The following is a 19755-nucleotide window of genomic DNA, read 5'->3' on the forward strand; positions in this document are numbered from 1 at the left end:
GCAGCAACGAAGTCCAGATCACGCACGTGGCCAAAGGTCTGCTTGCCGGGTGAACTGTGCGTGACCGGTTGTTGCCGGACCACCTATGGGCATACGCTGCAGAAATGCGCCCTTCGCTTGCGTCCCGTGCGACCGCCGTTCTTGTAGCCTGCGTGTCAACGATCGTGCTGGCGGCGCCGGCCGCTGCCGACCCGCTGGACCCGATCCCGGGTACCGGAGTCTTTGTTGTCGGGCCAGACATCGCGCCCGGGCTCTACCGCTCGGCCGGGTCGGCGTCGACCTTCGGGGTCTGGATCAACAATGTGCCTACCCAGGACTCGATGTGCGCGTGGTTCACCTACAGCACGCCGGATGCGAACAAGGAGCACGTCCTGCAGACGAACATCTCGGTCGGACCGATGTTCGCCAATATCAACACGTCCGTGAAGGCCTTCGAGTCCCAGAACTGCCAACCCTGGGCGCGGGTTCCCTAAACGCGACTCGCTTGCGCCAGCATCTGGCGAAGCACCCGGACGTCCACCTTGCCGGTACCGCCGCGCGGAACGTCGTCATCGGACCCCAACAGCACCCACACCGTCGGAACCTTGAAAGAGCTCAGCAGTCCGCGCGCGGCGCTGCGCAATTGGTCGACGCTCATTGAGCGGCTGATCACCGCCGCGCCTACTTCTCCGGAAACTTCTGTCACGAATGCACTTTCGACGTCATCGATACTGCGCAGAGCGCGCTCGACCTCGCTGGGATAGACGGTGGCGCCGCTGACCTTGAACATGTCATCGGACCGTCCGTGGTAGAAGAGAAATCCGTCCTCGTCGAGCCTGCCGAGGTCGCCGGTGGGGTAGAACCCGTCGGGGGTGAACAGCTCTTCTCGGGCGCGGCGGCAGATTCCGCGCAACGTGTGCGGCCCTCGCAGTTGGATCATGCCGATAGTCCCGGCTGGCACGGGTTCGCCGCTATCGACGTCGACGATGCGAACATCCATGCCCGGGAACGGTTTTCCGCAGCTGCCCCAGGCGCAGGCCGGCATATCGGTGTCGGCGGCGTAGCCGCAGTACGGCCCGAACGCCTCGGTCATGCCGAACAGTGTGGCACGCGCGCCCGGTTGCGCTCGCTGCTCGACCGGCAGCAGGGCTTCCAGGCTGCCCGCACGCAGCGCGGTCAGATCCGTTCGGGCCCGGTCCGGGTGTCGGGCCAGCGTCTCGGCTTGGTCGGGCCAACCGCGGAACAGTGTGACGCGTTCATTTGCCAGCAATCGCAGGGTCGTATCGGGTTGCGGCCGCTCCTCGGTGACCAAGGTGGCACCGGCCAGCAAAGCGGACAGGATGCCGCTGCCGAAGCCGCCGACCCAGAAGAACGGCATCGGCAGGTACAGCCGGGTCTCGGCGGTGATGCAGCGAGCGGCCAAGCCGGAACGTACTGCCCCCAAGGCGCTTCCGTGGGAATGTATGACGCCCTTGGGTGGACCGCTGCTCCCAGAGGTGAACATGATGACGAGCGGATCGGCAGCCGTGACTGTGTTGGCCATGGCGTCGACGATGCCGGGGGCCCCCTCGCCTGCTTCGCAGAGTCGGTCCGCGGGCCAAACCTGTTGTAGTGCTGGGAGTTCAGCGCGTGGCACGGATCGCAGGGCGTCCAGGTACCGGTTTCCCCGGAATTCCTCGACGCTGACCAGGAACTGCACCGCGGCCATCCGCAACTGCGCGGTGAGCTCGCCAGGCTTTAGCAGGGTGCTCATTGGCACGAGCACCGCGCCGATGCGAGTCAGCGCGATCGCGATCTGCACCCAGCGGGTGCAGTTGGGCATGATCAAACCCACCCTGGTGCCCTTGCTCACCCCGGCCTCGACGAATGCAGCCGCTAAAGCGCTTGTGGTGGTGTCGAGTTCGCGATAACTCAGGCGCGACGTCGGATCGATCACCATGGCTTTAGCGTCGTGACGAGCGGCTTGCGCGACGATCAACTCGTTGATCGTGTCACTCATCGAACAACTTCTTCAGCTGTTGGCTATCGACCTTGCCGCTGGACAGCAACGGGATCTCGGCGCGGGGTAGGGCGATGAACCGCCTGGGGATCTTGTACGACGACAACTCGGCCTTGAGGCGCTCACGCAGCACAGCTTCGTCGAATTCGACGGGATCTTCGGAGACAATGACCACGGCGGCCACCAGTTGTCCGCGGGTCTCGTCCGGCAGCCCGATGACGTGAGCAGCGAAACCGGCTTTGGCAATCGCCTTTTCGACCTCCACGGCGGAAACATTGGCGCCGGCCGTCTTGATCGTTCCGGACAACCGGCCGGTGAAGTACATGAAGCCGTCGTCGTCGGCGCGAATCAGGTCGCCGGTATGAAACCAGCCGTCGGCGTCGAAACAGTCCTCGCGACTGCGCTGGTAATAGCCCTGCATCACAAACGGTCCGCGAATGCAGAGTTCGCCGACGTCCCCGACGCCGACCTGCTTCCCGGTGTCCGGGTCGACGATCATGGTCTGGAATCCCGGCGCCGGCCTGCCGTATGACCCGCGTCGCCGCTCGGGCTGGTCGGATTCGTCTTCGCTGATCAGCAAGACGCTGCCGGCTTCGGTCAATCCCAGCATGTTGTGTCGCAGCTCCGGGTCGGGCGGCCGGTTGCGCATGATCGGATAGAGATTGCCGCGCCGCATCGACGACAGGTCACGTTCGGCGAAGCTGGGGTGGTCGGCCAGGTGCGCGATTCCAGCTGCGAAACCGTTGGTCATGGTGGGCTTTTCGGCCTCGAGCAAGTCGAGCACTGCCCCGGCGTCAATAGCGTTGGAACACAACAGTGTGGAGCCGGCCAGCAGCGTGGCCAGCAGGCCGAAGGCGAGCCCGCCGATCCAGAAGAACGGCGAGTTGCAGAACAGTTTGTCCGCCGGCCCCAGACCGCGGATCTGGTTGAGGTTGCGTTGGTGGCTCAGCAACGCAGCGTGGGTGTGCACCACCCCCTTGGGGGCACTGGTTGAGCCCGACGTGTAGACGATCGCCAGCACGTCTGAACCGCCGACGTCGTCTTCCGTTGCGCGCAATAACTCGGGGTTGTCATCGCTTCGGGACGATGAGCCGATGCGCACGTGACGTAATTGCGGCGCGGCCTCGCAGAACAGCGGGCCGTCATCGTCGAACTGGCCGAGTATCTCGGTCAGCCGCTGCCGGTAGTCATGGGAGCGGAAAGTGGCTGCGCCCAACAGGATCGACACATCACTGCCGACCAACTGCTCGTGTAGTTCGCGGGCGGTGGCGAAGGTGGAGAACGGCACCACCACCGCGCCGATGCGGGCGGTCGCCAGCATTGCGACGACGAAGTCGCTGCCGTTGGGATACAGCAATCCCACATGCGTGCCCTTGCCCGCACCCAGCGCGATCAGGCCTTGGGCGAGCGCGGCCGAGCGACGATCGGCCTGGGCGTAACTGATCCGGTCACTGTCGCACACCAGCAGTGGATGGTCGGCTCGCTCGCGAGCCCGGTGTCGCAGCACCGCGGCCACCGTGACCGAGTCAGCGGGCATGACTGAAGAAGGCGCGGACCGCGCTCAGATCGGCCTTGCCGGACGGCGTGCGTGGGATCAGATCGACAATCGCGACATCGGTGGGAATCTCATAGCGCGCCAGCCGCTTCCGCAGATGCTCCACCAGCTCCTCGGTGGTGGCGGCACTGCGCAACTCCACCATGGCCGCCGGCGTTTCGCCGAGGCGATCATCCGGTCGCCCGACGACGGCCGCGCCAGCCACCGCGGGGTGACTTTCCAGCGCGTTGCGGACTTCGTCGGGCATCACTTTGAACCCGCCACGGATGATGGCCTGATCGGCTCGCCCCACGACCCAGACAAAGCCGTCCGTATCGATCCGCGCCATATCCGTCGTCCGCATCCAGTCCGCCGACGAACCCAGTTGCGGCGGTTTGACTTCCAGGCGACCGACTTGGTCGGGCTCCAGCGGTTTGCCGTCGTCATCCACCACGCGTAGTTGCGCGCCGGGATTGGCTCGGCCCACGCTGCCGCGCTTGGCTTTCCAGTACCGCTGGTGGTCGGCGAGCGTCCAGCCGGCCACTCCGCCACCGAATTCGGTTGCGGCATAAGAGGTCAGGACGGGAATTCCGTACTTGTCGTGGAACGCATCGGCGTCTTCGGCCGATAGCGGCGCGGTGCCGCAGTTGACAGCCCGGATGCTGGCCAGGTCGTCGCGGGTCAGGTCCGAGTGCAACACGGTCCGCAGCGCTGCCGGTACCAGCGACACGGTACGAGGCTGGTGCCTGCGCACGGCGGCCGTCCAGCGGACCAGCTCAAAACGCTCCAACAGCACAAAGGGTCTCGCCTCGGCGACGCACTGCAGCACCCGGAACACGCCGCCGATATGCACCAGCGGCGAGTTGACGATCGCCACACCGGTGCGCAGCTCGGCCGGTGCCGGCGCACTGCGATAGCCGCGACCCATCACGCTGTGCGCCAGCATGTCGTAGCTGAGGTCGATCCGCTTCGGGGGACCGGTGGTGCCGCTGGTCAGCATCCGTACCGCGATGTCACCGCCGGAACCTGACGGTGCCGGAGCCGGGCCGGTCCGATCGAAGATGTCCGAGAGGGAGGCGGTTTCGACATCCGGCGCCACCAGGGCTGTCAGATCGTCGGTTTCCCCGACGATCAACGGCAGCCCCAACGCGGCGATATCGGCCCGGGTTCGGTCGTCGCCGCGAGAAGGGTTGATGGTGACTACCGTTCCGCCGGCCATCAGCACGCCGAGAAACGCCGCCACTGCGGCGGGCCGGTTGCGCAACAACATCCCGACGTCGCTGTCGTGCGTGAGCGATCCGATCCGCCGCGCAGCCCCGGCGATCTGCCCCCAGGAATGCCACTGACCGTCGTACTCGACCGCTGGTGCTTCCGGCTGCAGATCCAGCACATCGGTGATGCGCTGACGGAGCGGGTGGATCGTCACTACCGGACCTTGGGTTCGCCGGCGCCCCCGGACTTCTGCTGGGCCGCCAATTCGGCCTTGCCGATCGGGTTGCCGAGGCGGGTGTAGATCAGGCCCTGCTCCATGGCGGCGCGGTAGGGCTTGTCCAGAGATTCCCAGATCGCTTTGACGGTGCCCTGCGTCGCCGAGGGGGGCTTCGCCGCGATAGTTGCGGCGATCGCGTGCGCGCGAGACCATAGATGTTCTGGGTCAACAACTTCCGACACCAGGCCGATCCGCAGCGCGGTATCAGCGCAGACTCGCTCGTCGTTGCCCATCAAGGCTATGCGCAGTGTCTCGCCGAGACCGATCCGTCGCATCAACCCGATCGGTTCCAGCGCGCACACCAGACCGGCCGAGACGTGTGAATCGAAAAACGTTGCCTGCGTTGAACAGATGACGACGTCGGACTCGTTGATGAAATAGAAGGCTCCCGCGGTGCAGATACCCTGAACGGCGCAGACGACGGGTTTCCACATCTTCTGCCACTTGGGACTGAGGAATTCGCCGGGATCCTCGTGATTCCAGATGTTTTCGGGTTGCCCGTAAGGCGTCTTCACGTCCAGGCCCGCGCTGAACGCGCGGGTACCCGCTGCCCTTAGCACCACCGCATGCACCGAGTCGTCGAGTTTGATCGTGCGCCAGGCCTCGGCGATCTCCCGGCACATGGTGCGGTTGAAGGCGTTGAGCTGCTCCGGGCGGTTCAGCGTGAGGGTGGCGACGTGGTCGGAGGCGTCGACCTCGAGCAGCAGGGTTTCGAACTCTCGGCTCATCAGCGGCACTGCCAATTCGGTTTGCGCTTCTCGACGAACGCCTTGGGGCCCTCTTGGGCGTCCTCGGTGCGCAGCACCCGCTCGCGGAAGGTCTCGGCGAGTATCTCGGCTTCGTGCAGAGGCACATTCAACCCCTTGAGGATGGCCAACCGGGTGCCCCGGACCGCCAGCGGCGCATTGGAATTCACGATGTTCGCGATCTCTCTCGCCCGGTCTAACAAGCCGTCGTGCTCGACGATTTCGCTGATCAATCCGAGTTCGTAGGCCCGTTGTGCGCCCATCCGCTCGTGCTTGCCCACCAACGCCATCCGCAGCGCAATCGAGCGGGGTAGCACCCTGGACACCCGCACCAACTCGCGTCCGGCTACCAGTCCGATGCTGACGTGCGGATCGAAAAATGTTGCCTGGTCGGAGGCGATGACGATGTCGGACGTCGTAACCCAGTCCATGCCTGCACCGCAGCACAACCCATTCACCGCGGTGAGGACGGGCTTGGCCATGGTGCGGAACGGCGGTGTGCCTTCCTGTGGCGCTTCCCATTGGTCGTAGGTGGACAGGTAGGGCCGCTCGTAGATCACCTTGCCGTCTTCGGGAATGGCTTTGACATCGGCTCCGGTGCAGAACGCGCGACCGGTGCCGGTGACGATGGTCAGCCACACCTGGTCATCGTTCTCGGCCTCGTCGTAGGCCGCCCGAAGCTCGGTGACCATGTGCGGGCTCAGCGCGTTGAGGGCTTCCGGACGGTTGAGCGTGATGGTGGCCGTGTGCCCGTCGACGTCGTAGGTGATGGTGTCAAATGTGGGCATTCGTCGTTCCCTTCATGGCCTGTCACTGACCCCGGAATTCGGGTGTGCGTCGCTGCCGGAAGGCTTCCAGGCCTTCCTTGAAATCGCTTGTTCGACAGGACAATTCCAAGTTGAACAGTTCCTGCATCAATGACTCGCTCAGCGTTGCGTCCTGGCCGAAGGTCAGCGCCTGCTTCGCGAGTCCGATCGCCACCGTCGGTCCACCCGCCAGTCGGGCCACCAGGTCTTCGACCGCTTCGTCGAAGTCAGCGGCAGGCACGGCCTGGTGGATCAGGCCCCAGTCGGCGGCGTCGGTGGCGCTCACCTTCTCGCCGAGCAGCAGCATTCGCCTGGCCCGGGCAACACCGACCAACCGGGGGAGCAGCCAGGTGGAACCCGAGTCCGGGCTGAAGCCGCGATCCACGAACGGCTCCCAGAACACCGCATCGTCGGTCGCCACGGTGAAATCCGCGGCCAGCGCCAAGTTGGCGCCCATGCCGACGGCCCAGCCACGCACGCTGCACAGCACCGGCAACTGGATGGTGTGGACCAGTTCGATCACTCGATGCGCGGCATGCGGAACGCGTCGCACCAGATCGCCGGTGCGCGGGCGTTGTCCGCCAGCGCTATTGGTGGCTACCCAGTCCGCTCCGGTGCAGAAGTTCTCGCCGGCGCCGCTGATGTGGACTGCACGCAGCGATCCATCGGACGCAGCGTCGGTGAGCACGTCAACTAGCGTCCGAATCATGCTGTGCGTCAGAGAATTTCGGTGCGAAGGGCGATCGAGTGTGATCCGCAGTACCGCGTTGTCCCAGGTTGCGGTCACCAAACCCTGGGCCTCGGCCGAGTCGGCCTCGTGACTCACTGTCGAATCCGGCCTTTCCGCCTATGTTCTCCAACCATACGGTTACCCATACAGTAGGCGATACGATTGCTACGGTGTATAAGTTAGCAAGGAAACCCTACCGGGGAAAAGGCGAGGCAACATGGCCGAGGGCGAGCGGGCAAGGTTTGGCGAAATGCCACTGGCCCAAACGGTCGACGCCGCCGCCGCAATCCGGCGGATCACCTCGCTGTTGCTCTCCCTCGAGCAGTCTCATCCGACGGTGGACGCCATGCTCGCCCAGTTCGCCGATTGGGAGCGTGAACTGGCCCCTGCAGTACCTGGGGATCTAGCGCCCAGTATCGGCGAGCACCACGACGGCAGACGCCGGATCTACCTCGACCACGCCACCGACATCGGTACCTACAACCCGTGCTTTCCCGAATACGTCTTTGACTACATCGATGCCGAGCAGGCTTCCGGGAGGGTCACCTTTCCGCTCGTCTACGAAGGCCCTCCGGGCTTGGTGCACGGCGGCTTTCTCGCGGTCTTCTTCGATTCCGTCATGCAGCACCAGAGTTGCGTTGTCGGCCTTGCCGGCAAGACGCGGTCGCTGAACGTCAGATTCCGTCGTCCGACGCCGATACTGACCGAGTTGCGGTTCGACATCACGCGGTCGCAGGTCGAGAGAGGGATCGTTTCGACGGCGCGACTGCTGCTCGGTGACGAGGTGCTCTGCATCGGCGAGGTCAACACCTTGGCGTCGCGGCCCGACCAACTTTCCACCACCCAATTCGGCAGGCGCCGAAAGGAGTTCGACACATGACCGGCTCGGACACGACCGACGATAGGGTGCTTTTCGAGGTGGATGCCGACCACCGCATCGCCACGATCACGTTGAACAACCCCAAGCAGCGCAACAGCTACGATCCCGGCATGCGTGACGCCGTTGCGCGCTACCTGGATCGGGTGGCCGACGACGACGACCTCACCGTGGTGCTATTGCGCGGCGCCGGAGGAACTTTCAGCACCGGGGCGGACATGAACAACGCCTACGGCTGGTACGGCGAGGCCGCCCGCGAGGCCGACTCAGGACGCCCCAGTCGGCCCAGTCAGCGTCGCAGACTCACGGTGGATCGCAAGTCGTTCGGCTTCTATCACAATCTGATGGGCTTTCCGAAGGTGACGGTCGGAGAGATCGCCGGCTACGCCCTGGGCGGCGGATTCGAAATCGCGCTGATGACAGACATTTCGGTGATCGCCCGCGACACCAAGATCGGCATGCCGGCGACGCGGTTCCTCGGGCCAGCGCTCGGCAGCCTGCACATGTTCTTCCACCGGTTGGGCCCGGTGCTCGCTCGCCGGCTATTGCTGACCGGCGACATAGTCGAAGCGGGCGAGTTGGCCCACCTCGGAATCTTCACCGAAACATGTGATCCCGGGGCGGTGACGGCACGCGCCCGGTACTGGGCGGAGAAGGCGGCCAAGATGCCCGCCGATGGTGTTGTCATCGCCAAGGAAGCGTTCCGGCTCGTCGAGCAGAGCCAGGCGTATCAGGGCGAGGAAGTCGCCAGTTATCTGTTTCACGCCTACGGCACCAACCTGCAATTCGCGCCGGGTGAGTTCAACTTCGTCAAGACACGGGCCAAGCACGGCACCAAAGAGGCGTTCCGGCTACGTGACGAGCATTTCCACGTGCCGGAACCTGAACTCTAGTAACTTATTTCGCGCGTGCGCGGGTCGGGGCCTTTCGGGGCGCGGACTTGCCGGAGCCCTTATCGATCAACTGGCCGGCGTGATCGAGGATGCACTCGAGGCCGTATTCGAAGTTCGTCTCGTCGGGAGCGCCGATGCGGTGTCCCTTGCCGGTCACCTGGGCAATGAGCGGGGTGGTTTCCGGGTCGACGGCCACCGCATCCTCGATGGTGCGGGTTCCGGCGTCCGGCGTCTGATTCTTTTCGTAGAGTCGGTGCAGCACTACGGATCCACGGACGTGCAAGGACATCGCGGAGTAGGTGTCGAATGCGTCTTCGGGTGAGAGTCCGGCCTCGACCAGGTTGGCGATCGCCTTCTCCATTTCCTGCGCCCCGACCCGCGCCGCCTTCGGGCTCAGCGCGGCGCGAATCAGAATCAGGTCGCACAAAATCGGGTTCCCCATAAAGGTTTTCCGCATCAGGCGCGCATGATTGCGCAACGTCTCGCGCCAGTCCTTGGCTTCGACGTAAGGGGTGGCGAAGACGTACTTGCTCAGCGCGCGGTCGGTCATCGCATTGAGCAGATCGTCCTTCTTGCGGAAATACCAGTAGATGCTGGTGACGCCGACGCCGAGGTGTTTGCCCAACAGTGGCATGCTCAGGTTGTCGATCGAGACCTGCTCCGCGAGTTCGAATGCGCCACTGATGATGTCATCGGGATTGATGGACCCGCGCTCGCGTCGCACTCGCTTCTCCGCAGTTGCCTGCTTTGCCACTCCCGGGCACCTCCATCACGATCTGTCCTGAACACGCTGTTTCGAGCCCTCTTGGCCGACCGTCAACCTTACGGTAGCTCTCGTTTCGTCGCACTTACCTCTATTACTGTAATCCCTATCGTAGGCATTTTGGTATAGCTTGCTGGGTGACGAACATGACTGGTCGCAGGCCTTCGGACGCCGAGAACCTGGTGCGGCCTGAGAGGGGCCCCGATGGCGACGGCCGGTGAGGCGCGGGCCTGGGCGCGCGGTGCATTGCAAGGGATCGGCGACTCGCTGTATACGCCGTTTGCCGGTCCAGATGGTGACGACATCGACTGGGACGCTTACCGAACATTGGTGCGCTACTGCGTCGGCGATCTTGGGCACCCGATGTTGTGGTGCACCAGCGGCCTGGCGGAATTCTGGGCGCTGACGCTCGAGGAGCGGAAACGGTTGCTGGAGGTAGCGATCGAGGAGGGGCGCCGCGCGAACCCCGACATCGTCATCCAAGCGTGCACGGCGGCGACGGCGGCGAAGGACTGCGTGGAGCTGACCTTGCACGCCCAACAGGCGGGCGCTGACATCGCTTACATCCAAACGCCGATGATGGAAGCGCACGGCGGCGAAGGTGTGCTGAGCTTTTTCAAGTACGTCGCGTCCCGCACCGATATCGCGCTGGGCATGTTCAACTCACCCTCGTCCGGCTACGTCCTGACGGCGGCCGAAGGTGCGCGCATCTACGACGAAGTCCCCGCTGTGTGTGCCACCAAGGAGGGTGCATTCCGTCCGGAAAGCAGCCGACGACTCCACGAATTGGCGCCCGGTCTGGTGCTCTGGGAATGCGACCGGACGGTGTACCGCGCCGGATGGCTACGCGCCGGGATCGTCTGCCCGGCACAACTGGGCACCGCCGGCTACTTGTTCGAGACTCCCGAGCGCCGGTTGTTCTCGGAATACTGGGATTTGGTGATGTCCGACAAACTGCTCGAGGCGATGGACTACGGGCGTGAGTCGGGCTTGGACCAGTTCGACCTCGACCTCGGCGGGTGGTTCACCTGCTATCCAGGCCGGGCGGACTATTTCACCCACTGGGCCGGGGCATTCAAATACGCGGCATCGGTGCTGGGATTGCCCATCGGATCGTATCCACATTCGCGGCCGCCGCAGGCGGAGTTGCCGCCCGAGGCCAAGGTGCAGATCGAGACTGCATACCGACGCCTCGGGCTCATCTGAAGATGCAAAAGACCCGGCCAGTTTTGGCCGGGCCTTCCGCGGGCAATATGGCTTGTTACTGGCTGGCTTCCTGGCGCGCCTCTTGGACCTTGGCCTCGGCCCGAGCCTTTTCGGCTTCTGCCTCGTACTTGGCCGCGTCGCGTTGTGCGTCGGCCTTGTCCTGCTGGGCCTCGCCCTCTTTGGCCAGCTCGTCGGAGCCTGTCACCACGCCGATGACCTCCTTGGCCTTGCCTTTGACGCCTTCCACGACGCCCTTGACGGCCTCGGCCGGCCCGCTGTTGCTGTCAGCCATGTTGGCTTCCTTTCCGGTAGCTGTTGTCCTGCAAGCCTTTTCCCACCTCGGGTGTCAGGGCAAACCTGGGGGTGGGGTGGCGCTCGTCACGGTTTGAGGCGCCGCGGCGTACTGCTGACCGGAGGTGATGCGACGTCGTGCCCACAGTGCGATCGCGACCACCCCGCCAATCAGCGACACCCACAACAGGAGCTGCGCGATCGTGAGGGCCAGTTGGGCGCGTAGTGCCACAGAACGCGCCTGCCGCGCCCGGTGGGCAACTGCTCTCGTCGTAGTCACCTGCTACCGGTACCCCGGCTTCGCTCAGTCAAACCACGGATTGCCCGGCTGGGAAGCGGGCATACCCGGAATAGTGCGCCTCGCGCAGCCGCGCGGCGCCATCGAAGGGATCGGACATGCTCACACTGGGTGTAATCGGCTGGATCATCATCGGCGGCCTTGCCGGATGGATCGGCAGCAAGATCATGGGAACAGACGCGCGAATGGGTCTTTTCCTCAATGTTGTGGTCGGGATCGTTGGCGGCCTGATCGGCGGCTTTTTGTTGCGAGGCTTCGGCGTCAACGTCGCCGGCGGCGGGATGTTGTTCTCGTTTCTGACGTGCCTGCTGGGAGCGGTAATTCTGCTGGCGATCGTCAAACTCGTCACCAGGAGGCGAGTGTCCCGCTAGGGTCCTGAGTGTCCTACCGTTAGGTATACGGTATGGGTGAATCCGTCGGCCCCGAAGTCGCGAGGAGTCACCCATGAGTGCAGCAGACGCCGAAGGCGCAGTGCTCTACGAGGCCACGCCCAGCGGCGTCGCGATCGTCACGCTCAATCGCCCGGACCGGTTGAACGCCTGGGGCCCCGACATGGCGGCTCCGTTCTATGCCGCCGTCGACTGCGCTGAGCAAGATCCCGCAATCAAAGTGATCGTGGTGACAGGGCGGGGCCGGGCGTTTTGCGCGGGTGCCCATCTGGGCTCGCCGGGTTCCTCGGGCGGTGTCGGCGAATCCCTGGAAAGCGCGGGCGGCAAGAGTGTTGCGGACTTGGTGGGGGAGCGGCCACCACATTTCGTGACTGAATTGCGCAAGCCCGTCATCGCGGCGATCAACGGACCATGCGTCGGCATCGGCTTGACCCAGGCGCTGATGTGCGACGTCCGATTCGCCGCCGCCGGAGCCAAATTCGGCGCGGTGTTCGCCCGCCGCGGACTGATCGCCGAATTCGGTATCTCCTGGATATTGCCGCGACTGGTGGGTTGGGGTGTCGCGCTCGACCTGTTGTTCAGTGGTCGCACCTTCTTGGCCGACGAGGCACTGCAGTTGGGCTTGGTCAAGGAAGTGGTGGCGCCCGACGACCTGATGTCGCGCGTCCTGGCGTACGCCGAGGAGATCGCTCAGTACTGTTCGCCGATCGCGATGGCGGTCATCAAACGCCAGGCATATGGCGACGCCACCGGCGATGTCGCCGCCGCGACGGCGGGCGCCGAGGCATTGATGTGGGAGGCACTGCCGCGACCCGACGTCATCGAGGGGATCGTGAGCTTCCTGCAGAAGCGCCCTCCGCAATTCCCTACGCTCGCTTCGTCTTAACCGCGCCAACCTTGTTGGGTCAGTGAAGTTAGGGACCTAAGTTCACATGACCTACGAGGAGGCTTCGATGTCGACATTTCTGGGCGTGCTGATCAACCCTGCTGCCGCGCGTGGACTGGCACAGCACACGCGAACGGCGGGCCAAGGGGCGCGCTTAGCCCAGATCCACCAGTTGGCTTACCAGCTTCTTGTCGAGTCCCTATCAGATCCCGAGTTCGGCCTCCACCCCGTGGGGCGAGAATGACGAATTGGCGACGATTTCGACCATATTTCATAAATCGCTTGACATAGCCGCCGCTATCTTGACCTACCAATCAACACAACACACCGGCTGCTTAATACCGAAACATCACGACTTAATATCCAATAAGTCATTTTTTCTCGAAATTCAGCTGTGCCGCACTGCGATTGCCGATGCCTGGTGTGGTGCCCATGTTTGTACGAAAGGCATTGATTAGCAATCATTTTGAGGCGTTCGGAGCGTCAGGAGAGGTGCCGAGCGGTGCGAGCGCGCGCGACCTTTGGGAAAAAGGGGGTGGTTTTGTGAGGGCGGGGGTGGAACGGGTGGGTTAAATTCGGCGGACGCCTGGTTTATCGATCTAAGTTTCTGGGGAGTTTGCTATGTCTTTTGTGGTGGCAGTTAATGAGGTGCTGGCACGGGCGGCGGATGAGGTAGCCGGTATTGGACAGGGGTTGGGTGCGGCGCGGTTGGCGGTAGCGGGGGCCACTACGGGAATTGCGCCGGCGGCTGGTGATGAGGTGTCGGCAGCTATTGCTGCGTTGTTTTCCGATTACGGACACGATCTGCAGGTGGCCAGTCGGCAAGTGGGGCTGTTCGAAGAGCAGTTCGCGGGGTTATTGACGGTGGCGGCGGGGACGTATGGGAGTGCGGAGGCGGCCAATGTTGTCGGGATGGGATGGGTGGAGCAGCTTGCGGGCTTGGTGACCAGTCCACCGCGGGTGGCGGCGAACCTATTGGCTGACCCGCTGGCGTTGTTCAGGGATCCGGTGCGCGCGTTGACGGGGCGGCCGTTGGTCGGTGACGGGTTTGATGCGGTCGCGGGCACGGGTGGTCGAGGTGGTGACGGGGGCTGGTTGATCGGCAGCGGTGGCGCGGGTGCTTCGGGTGCCTCCTCGGTGGTGAGTGCGGGTCAGGCCGGCGGCGCCGGCGGCGCGGCAGGATTGTTGGCCGGGGTCGGCGGCGCTGGCGGTTCCGGCGGTGCCGGAGTGGTGCCGGGTGCGGGTGGCACTGGTGGTGCGGGGGGCTGGCTGTTGGGTGCCGGTGGTGCGGGAGGGATAGGTGGGACCAACACTGCCGGCGGGATCGGAGGCACCGGGGGTGCCGGGGGTGCGGGCGGTGTGTGGTCGTCGGGCGGAATTGGCGGGTTGGGTGGATTCGGGGTAACCGGTGGCACCGGTGGTGCTGGCGGCCCCGGGGGCCTGCTGTTCAGCACGGGTGGTGACGGTGGCGCCGGCGGTCCAGGCTCAGTTACCGGCGGCGCGGGTGGTGCGGGTGGGGCGCAGGGATTTATCAAGAGCGCCGGCGGTACCGGCGGCAGCGGCGGGTACGGGCCAGTGGCCGGTGGCGCCGGCGGCACTGGCGGTGGGGGTTGGAGTTTGTTCGGTTTGGGTGGTGTCGGCGGAATCGGTGGATACAGCGACACATTGGGTGGGCACGGCGGTGACGGCGGCGTCGGTGGATGGTTGATCGGGAGTGGCGGTGATGGCGGCGCGGGCGGCGGCGGCGGCGCGGGTACCGGCGGTGGCGGCGGCACCGGGGGCATGGCCTGGTTGTTGGGGTCCGGTGGGGCCGGTGGGGCCGGGGGTAGCGGTTTGTTGGCCTCCGGCAGCCAAGGTGGCGGCGGTCTACGAGTCTGGCTCTCACCTCTAGGCGCAGGCTTGCCGACGCTGCCCCTGGGCGCGGCCAGCAGCCCATGGGCCCTAGCCGCCGCAGTGGGCGGAGTGTCTCCCGAACAAGCGGTGTGGCACTTCACCCAGCAGGTACTGGCCCCGGTCAACACGGTGTTCACCGATGTCACCGGGCGCCCGTTGATCGGGGACGGAGTCAACGGCGCCCCCGGATCAGGTGCCGCGGGTGGGCCGGGTGGCTGGTTGATCGGCAGCGGCGGTAACGGCGGATCCGGGGCCTCCTCCATCACCGGTGCCGGTGGTGATGGGGGTGCCGGCGGTGCCGGCGGATTGTTGTTGGGCCGAGGAGGCCTCGGAGGAGCTGGCGGCGCCGGTGTTACCGGCGCCGGACGGGGTGGTGACGGCGGTGCCGGAGGGTTGTTGCTGGGCGCTGGCGGGTCCGGCGGGGCCGGCGGGTTCCACACCGGCGGGGCCGGGGGGGTCGGAGGCAGCGGCGGTAACGGCGGGGTCGGCGGAATCTGGGCCACCGGCGGGATCGGAGGTATGGGCGGGGCCGGCGATATCGGTGGGGCCGGCGGTAACGGTGGCGGTGGCAACGTGTGGGAAACCACCGGCGGGATCGGAGGTACCGGCGGGCACGGCACTACCCAAGGCGGTAGCGGCGGCGCAGGCGGTTCCGCCACGGGCTGGCTGTTGGCGGCCGGCGGGTCTGGTGGGTCCGGCGGCGTAGGCGGCCTCACCGGCGGGCACGGCGGCAGCGGCGGTAACGGTGGGGGGCTGCTCAGTATCGGTGGGGCCGGCGGTGCCGGCGGCTACGGGGCCGCCACGGGTGGTACTGGCGGTGACGGCGGCACCGGGGGCCTAATAATCGGGAGCGGCGGAGCCGGCGGCGTCGGCGGCCTGGGTGGGACGAATTCTGGTGACGGGGGTAACGGCGGCCAGGCAGGCTCACTGTTCGGTACGGGCGGGGCCGGAGGCGCCGGACATTCCGGGGCCGCGGGTAGTACCGGGGCCGGCGGCAAGGCCTACACCACAGGCCCGGCACCGGTCGGTGTCGACGGTGGCACTGGGGGTAACGCCGGTAACGGCGGCGCCGGCGGGCGCTCGGGAATCCTCTTCGGATGGGGAGGGGCCGGCGGGGCCGGCGGTGACGGCGGTATCGGTGGTGGCGGCGGTGACGGCGCCGCTGGCACCAACACCCATGTCAACGGTGGCAACGCCAGCGCCGGTGGCGGCGGTGGCAACGCCGGGAACGGTGGTGCCGGCGGCGCTGGCTCACCCTTACTGGGTCTTGGCGGCGGCGGTGGCGGCGGCGGCGCCGGCGGAAACTCCGGTGCCGGTGGAAACGGTGGACACGGCTACGACGCCACGACCGACAGTGTCGTGGTCAACGGCGGCAACGGTGGCAAGGGCGCAAACCCCGGTGGCACCGCCGGCGCCGGAGGGATCGGCGGTGCCGCGGGCGGGCTCGGCGCGCTTGCTGGAACCAACGGGGCCACCGGCACCACCACCCCGACTGGGGGAGGCAATGGCGGAGACGGCGGAAACGGTTACAACGCGGCCGCCGCCCCCGGTAGCAGTGCTGTCGGCGGCAACGGCGGCAGGGGCGGTAACGCCGGGTCCGTTGGTAACGGCGGCGACGGCGGCACCGGCGGCAACGGCGCGACCGGCGGCAACGGCGCGGACGCGTCCGGAGGCACAACCGGCGGTGGTAGCGGTGTCGCCGGCGGAGCCGGCGGCAACGGCGGCGCCGGCGGAAACGGCGGCACCACCTCAGGCAATGCCGGCAACGGTGGTAACGGTGGCGGCGGCGGCCAGGGCGGACACGCAGGCAAAGCCGCCAACGGTGCCAAGGGTGTTGCCGACTTCGACGCTTACGGAAACGGAGTCAACGGCGGGCAGAACGGAGGCAATGCCGGTAACGGCGGTGACGGCGGCGACGGCGGCAACGGCGGCAAGGCAGGCGCCGTCCTGGGCAGCAGCGGCAACGCGGGCAGCGCGGGCAGCAATGGCAGCGGCGGTAACGGTGGCAACGCAGGCATAGCCGGCGACGGCGGCGACGGCACTACCGGTACCGCCAACAACATCCACGGCGGCAACGGCGGCAACGGCGGCACCACGGGCAAAGCAGGCACCGGCGGCAACCCTGGCACCGGCGGCAAGGGCGGAATCGTCGGCAGCAGCGGCGCCGCGGCCAGCTCGGGCGGCAACGGCGGTGACGGCGGCAACGGCTACAACGCCACCGCCCCGGGGACCGTCGGCGGCAACGGCGGCAAGGGCGGTAACGCCGGGTCCATTGGTAACGGCGGCGACGGCGGCACCGGCGGTACCGGCGCGACCGGCGGCAACGGTGCGGATGCATCCGGAGGCACAACCAGCGGTGGTAAGGGTCTCACCGGCGGAACCGGCGGCAACGGCGGTGCCGGCGGAAACGGCGGCACCACCTCAGGCAATGCCGGCAACGGTGGTAACGGTGGCGGCGGCGGCCAAGGCGGACGCGGAGGCAACGCCGCCAACGGCGCAAAGGGTATCGCCGACTTCGACGCCTACGGGAACGGAGTCAACGGCGGGCAAAACGGAGGCAATGCCGGTAACGGCGGTGACGGCGGTGACGGCGGCAATGCCGGCAAGGCAGGCGCCGTCCTGGGCAGCAGCGGCAATGCGGGCAGCGCAGGCAACAATGGCAGCGGCGGTAACGGTGGCAACGCAGGCATAGCCGGCGACGGCGGCGACGGCGCTGCCGGTACCGCCAACAACATCCACGGCGGCAACGGCGGCAAGGGGGGCACCGGCGGTAAAGCAGGGACCGGCGGCAACCCTGGTACCGGCGGCAAGGGCGGAACGGCCGGCAGCAGCATCGGTGCCGCGGGCACCGGCTCGGGCGGCAACGGCGGTGACGGCGGCAACGGCTTCCACGCCACCGCCCCGGGGACCGTCAGCGGCAACGGCGGCAACGGCGGCGTGGGTGGCAATGGCAGCAGTACCGGCAATGGCGGCCTAGGCGGCGATGGCGGCGATGGCGGCGACATCACCCCCGTCCAAGGAACCTCCGCTGTCGCAGGCAACGGCGGCACCGGCGGCAATGGCGGCACCGGCGGTGGCAACGGCGGTAGCGGCGGCACCGGCGGCAACGGCGGCGTTGGTCACGGCGCAATTACGCCCAACAACAGCGCAAGCGCTGGTGGTGGTGGCGGGGGCGGCGGCGCGGGTGGCGACAGCACCGGCGGTGGCAGCGGCGGTATAGGCGGCGCGGGAGGCGACGGCGGGAACAGTGACCCCGGCAAGTACCTCGGTGGTAAAGGCGGACAGGGCGGCGGGAATGCCGGCGCGATCGGTGGTCCCGGTGGCGGTGGCGGCGGCGGGTCCGCCGACGACTACAAGGCTCCTGCCGGTGGCACGGTAATCGGCGGTAGTGGCAGCAATGGCGCGAATAGCAGCACCGGTAGCGGCGGCGGCAAGGGCGGCAGCGGCGGCAGCGTCTTAACCAACACCTCGGGTGGTTCTGGGGGTGGTGGTGGCGGCGGCGGCGGCATCGTCGGTGGCATCGGTGGGAAGGGCGGCAACGGCGGAATGGACTTCAACGGAAATCCCGGAAGTGCTGGCGGCGGTCCCGGTGCTACCGGTTCCGTTGGTACAGGCACCGCCGGAGGAATCGGCGGATCCGGGGGATTCGGAAGTATCGGTGGTGGTGGCGGTGGCGGTGGCGCCACCGTAGGCGGCACTGGCGGCCAGGGCGGTAACAGCGGCTAACGATAGCTGGGCAAGCGGCCGACGGACTTCCGTTCCCGGACAAGTCTTTTGACGTCGCATTCCTGGCTGCAGTCATCGGTGAGGGCTCAAACCCGGCGGCCGACTGGTTTTCGCTGAGATGCTAGGCGACCCTGACCGGCTCAAAGTGCGCCAGTTGCGCGATCTCGCTGAACCCGAGGGCTTTGAGTTCGTCGAAGCAACGGGCAACCGGTAGGAGGACCTCGTCCGGTTCCGCAGTATTGCGGCTGGTTAGAAGGACGGAGTTATCCTCCGACAATGAAGGCGAGCGTGGCAGGCAAGGTCGCATTCGTGACCGGAGGGGCGTCGGGCATCGGGGCTGCTCTAGCCACCCGGCTAGCCAACCAAGGTGCAGAGGTCTGGATCGCCGATCGTCAGATCGACGCGGCGCGGGACCTAGCGCAACGACTCAGCAGCAGCGGGGCTACGGCGCACGCGGTCGAGCTAGATGTACGCAGCTTCCCCGACTTCGAACGCGCTGTGGCTGAGGCGGTTCGGCAATCCGGACAGATCGACTATCTGTTCAACAACGCGGGTATCGCCATCGCGGGGGAGATCGACTCGTACACGCTCGCTGACTGGAACGACGTCTTGGACGTGAACCTGCGCGGAGTGATCCACGGAATTCAGGCGGTCTACCCGATCATGATTCGGCAGCACGCCGGTCACATCGTGAACACCGCGTCCCTGGCAGGACTCGTTGCCACCGCGGGGCAGGCTGCGTACACCGCGTCCAAGCACGCCGTCGTCGGGATCTCGAAGACGTTGCGCGTCGAGGGCGAGCGTCACGGTGTGCAGGTATCGGTGTTGTGTCCAGGCGCGATTCGGACGCCGATCCTGACTGGCGGCAAGTATGGACGGCTGCCGGCCAATATCAGCGCGGCGGATTACATGAGAACACTCTGGGATCCCCTTCGTCCGATGGCGCCCGAAGCGTTCGCCGAGCGTGCCCTGCGCGCGGTGGCGCGCGGGGACGCAATCATCGTGCTGCCGGCCTGGTACAGGGCGGTTTGGTACATGGAACGAGTCTCGCCGGCCTTGGCCATGCGGGGTACCAAGAGCATGCTCGAGCGGGTGCGCGAATTGGGTTTTACCCCACCTTGATTCGATACTTGCCGAACCCCTTAGAAGGGTGGGGGTTCGTCGTCGGTGGGTGGTGGTGGTGGGGTGTGTGCCATCCGGGCGGCGCGATTGTGGCGGCGTTCGGTGGCGATGCGGTGGGCGCGGTCTTG

17 protein-coding genes and 1 pseudogene are annotated in these 19755 nt (G+C 66.3%); 9 read left to right on the forward strand and 9 right to left on the reverse strand.

The window, feature by feature from the left end; genetic code table 11:
• Positions 1–104: 104 nt before the first annotated feature.
• Complete coding sequence (locus tag ACZY1I_RS29695) at positions 105–473, forward strand: hypothetical protein (protein WP_463760991.1); 369 nt, start codon at positions 105–107, stop codon at positions 471–473.
• Here ACZY1I_RS29695 and ACZY1I_RS29700 read toward each other — a convergent pair.
• From ACZY1I_RS29700 to ACZY1I_RS29725, 6 genes are read right to left on the reverse strand one after another with little or no spacing between them, the layout of a single operon-like run.
• On the reverse strand, positions 470–1978 hold the full coding sequence (locus ACZY1I_RS29700; RefSeq protein WP_463760992.1) for a class I adenylate-forming enzyme family protein: 1509 nt from the start codon (positions 1976–1978) through the stop codon (positions 470–472). The genes ACZY1I_RS29695 and ACZY1I_RS29700 overlap by 4 nt on opposite strands.
• The gene (locus ACZY1I_RS29705; protein WP_463760993.1) at positions 1971–3515 is read right to left on the reverse strand and encodes a class I adenylate-forming enzyme family protein; all 1545 of its coding nucleotides are present in this window, start codon (positions 3513–3515) and stop codon (positions 1971–1973) included. The genes ACZY1I_RS29700 and ACZY1I_RS29705 overlap by 8 nt, the downstream gene beginning before the upstream one ends.
• A complete protein-coding gene (locus tag ACZY1I_RS29710; protein WP_463760994.1) occupies positions 3505–4938 on the reverse strand; it encodes a class I adenylate-forming enzyme family protein in 1434 nt (477 codons plus the stop codon). Before ACZY1I_RS29710 ends, ACZY1I_RS29705 begins: the two co-directional genes overlap by 11 nt.
• Entirely contained in the window at positions 4938–5729 is a 792-nt protein-coding gene (locus ACZY1I_RS29715; RefSeq protein WP_463760995.1) for an enoyl-CoA hydratase/isomerase family protein, read from the reverse strand. The genes ACZY1I_RS29710 and ACZY1I_RS29715 overlap by 1 nt, the downstream gene beginning before the upstream one ends.
• On the reverse strand, positions 5729–6535 hold the full coding sequence (locus tag ACZY1I_RS29720) for an enoyl-CoA hydratase/isomerase family protein (protein ID WP_463760996.1): 807 nt from the start codon (positions 6533–6535) through the stop codon (positions 5729–5731). The genes ACZY1I_RS29715 and ACZY1I_RS29720 overlap by 1 nt, the downstream gene beginning before the upstream one ends.
• Before the next feature lie 22 nt (positions 6536–6557).
• Positions 6558–7379: an enoyl-CoA hydratase/isomerase family protein gene (locus ACZY1I_RS29725; protein WP_463760997.1), complete on the reverse strand. Its 822-nt coding sequence runs from the start codon at positions 7377–7379 to the stop codon at positions 6558–6560.
• Between the two features lie 121 nt (positions 7380–7500).
• Between ACZY1I_RS29725 and ACZY1I_RS29730 the strand changes: the two genes are divergently transcribed.
• Both ACZY1I_RS29730 and ACZY1I_RS29735 read left to right on the forward strand, forming a co-directional pair.
• On the forward strand, positions 7501–8163 hold the full coding sequence (locus ACZY1I_RS29730; protein WP_463760998.1) for a hotdog family protein: 663 nt from the start codon (positions 7501–7503) through the stop codon (positions 8161–8163).
• Entirely contained in the window at positions 8160–9053 is an 894-nt protein-coding gene (locus ACZY1I_RS29735; RefSeq protein ID WP_463760999.1) for an enoyl-CoA hydratase/isomerase family protein, read from the forward strand. Before ACZY1I_RS29730 ends, ACZY1I_RS29735 begins: the two co-directional genes overlap by 4 nt.
• 4 nt (positions 9054–9057) lie before the next feature.
• Here ACZY1I_RS29735 and ACZY1I_RS29740 read toward each other — a convergent pair whose 3' ends face one another.
• Positions 9058–9807, reverse strand: coding sequence for a TetR/AcrR family transcriptional regulator (locus ACZY1I_RS29740; protein ID WP_463761000.1), 750 nt, complete (start codon positions 9805–9807; stop codon positions 9058–9060).
• Positions 9808–10020: 213 nt separating this feature from the next.
• On the opposite strand from ACZY1I_RS29740, the gene ACZY1I_RS29745 reads away from it, so the two are divergent.
• A complete protein-coding gene (locus tag ACZY1I_RS29745; protein ID WP_463761001.1) occupies positions 10021–11022 on the forward strand; it encodes a dihydrodipicolinate synthase family protein in 1002 nt (333 codons plus the stop codon).
• A 55-nt stretch (positions 11023–11077) separates the two neighbouring features.
• Here ACZY1I_RS29745 and mbp1 read toward each other — a convergent pair whose 3' ends face one another.
• Together mbp1 and ACZY1I_RS29755 are read right to left on the reverse strand one after the other, a co-directional pair.
• A complete protein-coding gene (gene mbp1 / locus ACZY1I_RS29750) occupies positions 11078–11314 on the reverse strand; it encodes a microaggregate-binding protein 1 (RefSeq protein ID WP_463761002.1) in 237 nt (78 codons plus the stop codon).
• A 54-nt stretch (positions 11315–11368) separates the two neighbouring features.
• Entirely contained in the window at positions 11369–11593 is a 225-nt protein-coding gene (locus ACZY1I_RS29755; RefSeq protein ID WP_463761003.1) for a hypothetical protein, read from the reverse strand.
• Between the two features lie 116 nt (positions 11594–11709).
• Here ACZY1I_RS29755 and ACZY1I_RS29760 point away from each other — a divergent pair, with 116 nt between their 5' ends.
• The 5 genes and pseudogenes from ACZY1I_RS29760 to ACZY1I_RS29780 all read left to right on the forward strand — a co-directional run bounded on the left by ACZY1I_RS29760 (position 11710) and on the right by ACZY1I_RS29780 (position 19627).
• Positions 11710–11982, forward strand: a complete 273-nt coding sequence (locus ACZY1I_RS29760) for a GlsB/YeaQ/YmgE family stress response membrane protein (RefSeq protein WP_463761004.1) — start codon at positions 11710–11712, stop codon at positions 11980–11982.
• Between the two features lie 73 nt (positions 11983–12055).
• A complete protein-coding gene (locus tag ACZY1I_RS29765) occupies positions 12056–12886 on the forward strand; it encodes an enoyl-CoA hydratase (RefSeq protein ID WP_463761005.1) in 831 nt (276 codons plus the stop codon).
• A gap of 621 nt (positions 12887–13507) precedes the next feature.
• Positions 13508–18505 (forward strand): PE family protein, encoded by a 4998-nt coding sequence (locus ACZY1I_RS29770; RefSeq protein WP_463761006.1) that lies wholly within the window; start codon positions 13508–13510, stop codon positions 18503–18505.
• A gap of 5 nt (positions 18506–18510) precedes the next feature.
• A pseudogene (locus tag ACZY1I_RS29775) lies at positions 18511–18719 on the forward strand (class I SAM-dependent methyltransferase); the annotation flags it as partial.
• Between the two features lie 62 nt (positions 18720–18781).
• Positions 18782–19627 (forward strand): SDR family NAD(P)-dependent oxidoreductase, encoded by an 846-nt coding sequence (locus ACZY1I_RS29780; RefSeq protein WP_463761007.1) that lies wholly within the window; start codon positions 18782–18784, stop codon positions 19625–19627.
• The last annotated feature ends 128 nt before the right edge of the window (positions 19628–19755 follow it).

The sequence above is a fragment of the Mycobacterium sp. IDUB_37 genome, from assembly GCF_055419245.1.

What these genes read in the sequence shown, in the direction of transcription:
- ACZY1I_RS29695 (WP_463760991.1), top strand. Translation starts at nt 105, where the DNA reads ATGCGCCCTTCGCTTGCGTCCCGTGCGACCGCCGTTCTTGTAGCCTGC.
- ACZY1I_RS29700 (WP_463760992.1), bottom strand. Translation starts at nt 1,978, where the DNA reads ATGAGTGACACGATCAACGAGTTGATCGTCGCGCAAGCCGCTCGTCAC.
- ACZY1I_RS29705 (WP_463760993.1), bottom strand. Translation starts at nt 3,515, where the DNA reads ATGCCCGCTGACTCGGTCACGGTGGCCGCGGTGCTGCGACACCGGGCT.
- ACZY1I_RS29715 (WP_463760995.1), bottom strand. Translation starts at nt 5,729, where the DNA reads ATGAGCCGAGAGTTCGAAACCCTGCTGCTCGAGGTCGACGCCTCCGAC.
- ACZY1I_RS29720 (WP_463760996.1), bottom strand. Translation starts at nt 6,535, where the DNA reads ATGCCCACATTTGACACCATCACCTACGACGTCGACGGGCACACGGCC.
- ACZY1I_RS29730 (WP_463760998.1), top strand. Translation starts at nt 7,501, where the DNA reads ATGGCCGAGGGCGAGCGGGCAAGGTTTGGCGAAATGCCACTGGCCCAA.
- ACZY1I_RS29735 (WP_463760999.1), top strand. Translation starts at nt 8,160, where the DNA reads ATGACCGGCTCGGACACGACCGACGATAGGGTGCTTTTCGAGGTGGAT.
- ACZY1I_RS29745 (WP_463761001.1), top strand. Translation starts at nt 10,021, where the DNA reads ATGGCGACGGCCGGTGAGGCGCGGGCCTGGGCGCGCGGTGCATTGCAA.
- mbp1 (WP_463761002.1), bottom strand. Translation starts at nt 11,314, where the DNA reads ATGGCTGACAGCAACAGCGGGCCGGCCGAGGCCGTCAAGGGCGTCGTG.
- ACZY1I_RS29760 (WP_463761004.1), top strand. Translation starts at nt 11,710, where the DNA reads ATGCTCACACTGGGTGTAATCGGCTGGATCATCATCGGCGGCCTTGCC.
- ACZY1I_RS29765 (WP_463761005.1), top strand. Translation starts at nt 12,056, where the DNA reads ATGAGTGCAGCAGACGCCGAAGGCGCAGTGCTCTACGAGGCCACGCCC.
- ACZY1I_RS29770 (WP_463761006.1), top strand. Translation starts at nt 13,508, where the DNA reads ATGTCTTTTGTGGTGGCAGTTAATGAGGTGCTGGCACGGGCGGCGGAT.
- ACZY1I_RS29780 (WP_463761007.1), top strand. Translation starts at nt 18,782, where the DNA reads ATGAAGGCGAGCGTGGCAGGCAAGGTCGCATTCGTGACCGGAGGGGCG.